Raw genomic sequence first — 4,242 nt, forward strand, 5'->3', positions numbered from 1 at the left:
CCGGCCACGGGCATGTCGCCCACTTCTGGCAGGTTCATATGCCCATCCGGCCCCACAGCAAGGGTGCGGTCCACATTGAGGTCGCCGCCCCACAGGCGCACCACCACACGGTCGCCGGGCGCAATAACCGCGCCTTCCTTGTTCTGGGCAAAATTGCCCTGAAAAAGGTTGGCCGCATAGGGCTGGACATTGTCGGCGGCATGGGCGGAGCTGCACAGAGCCAGCAGCGCCAGAACGGCAAAAAGATATTTTTGTTGCAGCATGGTGTTTCAAAGTATGCGACGCGCGGTCTCGCGGCTGTGCCGCGCCGCGCGCCTGCAATGGTTTAGGAAAGGTTGCCCGTGCAATTACGGTTTGGAAATGCCCTGACCCCACACCCTGGGGGCCATGATCCAGCGGCCCTGCGCATCCTGGCAGATAACGACCACTTCAGCCTCTTTTTGCCCGGCCAGCACTGTGCCGCGTTTGCAGCTTTCGCCTTTGGCCGACGTAAAGACTTCATCAACGCTCACACTGACACCCTGCCCGAACTGCACGTCGTCCAGCACGGTGGTCTGGCCGGGGGTGGAAATGATCATGAAGCTTTCCACGGGGCCTGGGGGCGTTTCGTCCCTTTGCGGACTTTCGCCAAGGCCGCATGCGGACAAAGACAAGGCAAGAAGAAGGGCGGCTGCCAAGGCCGCCGCACGGCTGATGCGCGATGCGCGCGCGAGGCAAAAGACTGTGTTCATGCCGGCTCCTGGCGGGGATAAACCGTAGCGCCATCACAGGCTGGCGCATCTGCGGTACGGTGATTCTGCTCCTCTCCATCTCGCAGAGAATGTCTGCTCTGTCAATTGCCGCCGCGTCTGCCGCCGCCATCAATAGTCACGCTTTTTGTTGAAATGGGGGAAATAAAAATCAAATACGTGATATTACGTAAAGTTATCGTGTCCACACTTTATAAATCATGAATTTTATTTTGCATTTCGTTGCGGGAGTGTTATTCTACGCACAATCTGGCCATCAGGTTATGCATCATTTGAGGAGCAAACATGTCGGAACTTTGTATGAAAGTCATACACGTTCATGATGCGGTAGGTAGTGTACTTTGTCACGATATAACCAGGATTGTTCCCGGCGAGAGCAAGGGGCCGGTATTTCGTAAAGGGCATATCGTGCGGCCCGAAGATATCAAGGTGCTGCTCGAAACAGGCAAGGAGCATCTTTATGTTTTTGAACCGCTTGCCGGAATGGTACACGAAAATGACGCCGCCGCCCGCATTGTGGCCGCTGCCGTGGGGCCAAACCTCATGGCCGGTGACCCGAAGGAAGGGCGCATTGACCTTGTGGCTGCCTGTGACGGCCTGCTGCGGGTAGACGTGCCTGCCCTGAACAGGATCAACAGCCTGGGCGAAATCACCATGGCGACCCTGCACGGCATGCAGTTTGTGAAAAAAGGACGCGCCGTGGCGGGAACCCGCGTGGTTCCCCTTATGATCGGTGAGGACAAGCTGCGCCGCCTTGAAGACGCAGTGAGCCGCCCCGTCATCGAGGTGCTGCCCCTTGCCCGTGCCAGGGTGGGCGTGGTCACCACGGGCAGCGAGGTTTACTACGGACGCATTCGTGACGCTTTCGGTCCTGTGCTGCGCAAAAAATTTGCGGCATTGGGCAGTTCCGTCATGGGGCAGACCCTGACCAGCGACGAGGTCAGCATGACCGCCTCGGCCATTGCGGATTTTTTGCATCAGGGCGCGGATATGATTGTGGTGACGGGCGGCATGTCCGTTGATCCAGACGACCGCACGCCCGCCGCCATACGCGCTTCCGGGGCGCAGATTCTCAGCTATGGCGCGCCGGTTTACCCGGGCGCCATGTTTCTTCTGGCCTATGCAGCAGGTCCCGGCGGACGTGTGCCTGTGCTGGGGTTGCCCGGCTGTGTCATGTATCACAAGGCCAGCATATTTGACCTCATTGTGCCGCGCCTGCTGGCCGGGGTTGAGGTAACGGCCGAAGACATCGCGGCTTTGGGGCACGGCGGTTTTTGCGCCGGCTGCCCTGAGTGTGCATATCCCGTGTGTCCATTCGGCAAGTAGATGTGTACCCGTATCCGTACCGGTATCATAGTCAACGTGTCAGGATTCCTGCGGCGCCCTGCTGCGCACGCAGGAAAATTACGGCCCTGAGCGCGGATATCCCGCGTCGGCATATATCCAGGCACTTATCATAGCAAAGGAGTCGCGCATGGAAACCAAAACCCTCATAGTCAACGGCATGGCCCGGCGTTTGTTGGTCAGCCCCAATGATCTTCTGGTGGACGTGCTGCGCAGCCAGTTGCAGCTCACCAGTGTGAAAGTGGGCTGCGGCAAGGGCCAGTGCGGCGCGTGCACGGTTATTCTGGACGGCAAGGTGGTGCGGGCATGCATCATCAAGATGAGCCGGGTGGCTGAAAATGCATCTGTAACGACCCTTGAAGGCATAGGCACGCCGGACTGTCTGCACCCGTTGCAGCATGCGTGGATCCAGCACGGCGCGGCGCAATGCGGTTTTTGCACCCCCGGCTTCATTGTGTCGGCCAAGGCCCTGCTGGACGAAAATGCCGCCCCCAGCCGCGAAGATGTGCGCGACTGGTTCCAGAAACACCACAATATCTGCCGCTGCACGGGCTACAAGCCTCTTGTGGACGCCGTCATGGATGCGGCCGCCATACTGCGCGGAGAAAAAACCGTTGAAGAGATCAGCTTCAAGATGCCTGCCGACGGCCGCATCTGGGGCAGCAGCATTCCGCGTCCCAGCGCCGTAGCCAAGGTGACCGGCCTTGCCGAGTTCGGCGCGGACGCCGCCGTGCGCATGCCTGAAAATACCCTGCATCTGGCTCTGGCCCAGGCCAAGGTATCGCATGCCCTTATCAAGGGCATCGACACGTCCGAAGCCGAAAAAATGCCCGGTGTCTTCAAGGTGCTGACCCACAAGGACGTGAAGGGCAAAAACCGCATTACGGGCCTTATCACCTTCCCCACCAACAAGGGCGACGGCTGGGAACGGCCCATTCTTAATGATGAAAAGATATTCCAGTATGGCGACGCCCTTGCCATCGTTTGCGCCGACTCCGAGGCCAATGCCCGCGCTGCCGCTGAAAAGGTCAAGTTTGACCTTGAGCTTTTGCCCGAATACATGAGCGCTCCCGAAGCCATGGCCCCGGACGCCATCGAGATTCACCCCGGCACGCCCAACGTCTACTATGACCAGCTTGAAGAAAAGGGCGCGGATACGGCTCCCTTCTTCAGCGATTCGGGCAACGTGGTCGTTGAAGGCAGCTACTATACCCAGCGCCAGCCCCACCTGCCCATCGAACCTGACGTGGGCTACGGCTATATCAACGAGCAGGGACAGGTGGTCATCCACTCCAAGTCCGTTGCCATCCATCTGCACGCCCTCATGATCGCCCCCGGCCTTGGCCTGGAATTCCCCAAGGATCTTGTGCTGGTGCAGAACACCACGGGCGGCACGTTCGGCTACAAGTTCAGCCCGACGATGGAGGCCCTTGTGGGCGTGGCCGTCATGGCTACAGGCCGCCCCTGCCACCTGCGCTATAACTATGAGCAGCAGCAGAACTACACCGGCAAGCGTTCGCCCTTCTGGACAACCATGCGCTACGCGGCCGACAGGCAGGGCAAGATCCTTGCCATGGAAACGGACTGGACCGTGGACCACGGCCCCTATTCCGAATTCGGCGACCTTCTGACCCTGCGCGGCGCACAGTATATCGGCGCCGGTTACGGCATCGCCAATATCCGTGGCAAGGGCCGCACAGTTGCCACCAACCATTGCTGGGGCGCGGCCTTCCGTGGTTACGGTGCGCCCGAGTCGGAATTCCCCTCTGAAGTGCTCATGGACGAACTGGCCGAAAAGCTCGGCATGGATCCCTTTGAGCTGCGCGCTCTCAACTGCTATAAAGAAGGCGATACCAACCCCTCGGGGCAGATTCCTGAAGTTATGAGTCTGCCGGAAATGTTTGATAAAATGCGTCCGTACTACGAAGAATCCAAAAAGCGCGTGAAAGAGCGCTCCACCGCCGAAATCAAGCGCGGCGTGGGCGTGGCCCTTGGCGTGTACGGCGCTGGCCTGGACGGGCCGGACACTTCCGAAGCCTGGGTGGAACTGAACGATGACGGCAGCGTGACCCTGGGCAACTCGTGGGAAGACCACGGTCAGGGCGCTGACGCGGGCAGCCTTGGTACGGCCCATGAGGCCCTGCGCCCC

Annotated in this window: 4 protein-coding genes; 2 read left to right on the forward strand and 2 right to left on the reverse strand. The window is 59.6% G+C overall.

The genetic code is table 11. The annotated features are described in order from the left end of the window. Positions 1 to 263 (reverse strand): polysaccharide biosynthesis/export family protein (locus V6C16_RS08600; protein WP_333543015.1); only part of this gene is annotated, 263 nt, incomplete at its 3' end. A gap of 84 nt (positions 264 to 347) precedes the next feature. Further along, positions 348 to 731 carry a DVU3141 family protein gene (locus V6C16_RS08605; RefSeq protein ID WP_333536493.1) on the reverse strand — a complete coding sequence of 128 codons (384 nt, stop codon included), beginning with the start codon at positions 729 to 731 and terminating at the stop codon, positions 348 to 350. Between the two features lie 318 nt (positions 732 to 1,049). Between V6C16_RS08605 and V6C16_RS08610 the strand changes: the two genes are divergently transcribed. Further along, the gene (locus V6C16_RS08610) at positions 1,050 to 2,075 is read left to right on the forward strand and encodes a molybdopterin-binding protein (RefSeq protein WP_333536495.1); all 1,026 of its coding nucleotides are present in this window, start codon (positions 1,050 to 1,052) and stop codon (positions 2,073 to 2,075) included. 148 nt (positions 2,076 to 2,223) lie between these two features. Next, on the forward strand, positions 2,224 to 4,242 hold a 2,019-nt coding region (locus V6C16_RS08615), incomplete at its 3' end, for a molybdopterin-dependent aldehyde oxidoreductase (RefSeq protein ID WP_333543016.1).

It is taken from the genome of Desulfovibrio sp. 1188_IL3213 (assembly GCF_036763145.1).
GTDB lineage: Bacteria > Desulfobacterota > Desulfovibrionia > Desulfovibrionales > Desulfovibrionaceae > Desulfovibrio.